The sequence below is a fragment of the Paraburkholderia sp. SIMBA_054 genome, from assembly GCF_046534875.1.
Classification (GTDB): domain Bacteria; phylum Pseudomonadota; class Gammaproteobacteria; order Burkholderiales; family Burkholderiaceae; genus Paraburkholderia; species Paraburkholderia hospita.
Map to the genome: position 1 here is coordinate 1 of NZ_JAWRXV010001503.1, position 243 is coordinate 243.

At 56.4% G+C, this 243-nt stretch carries 1 protein-coding gene; it reads right to left on the reverse strand.

What is annotated here, in order from left to right:
* Window positions 1–243, reverse strand: a 243-nt coding sequence (locus SB822_RS60050) for an MFS transporter (protein WP_410859504.1), incomplete at both ends; no start/stop codon positions are given.

A 243-nucleotide genomic window follows, 5' to 3' on the forward strand; every position in this document is an offset into this window, starting at 1 on the left:
GAGCGCCATCAACACGACCAGCAATCCAAGGATCACCATCACCACGAAAATCGCGTGCCAGCCAAAGAACTCCATGGTAAAACCGCCGAGCGTCGGCGAAATTGCAGGCCCAATCGCAATCACGATACCAATGAGATTCATCACGCGCGCCGAGGCTTCATGGGTGAAAAGATCGCGCACGATGGCGCGGGAAACCGTTACACCAACGGCAGAACCGATTCCTTGCAGAAAGCGTGCGGCCAG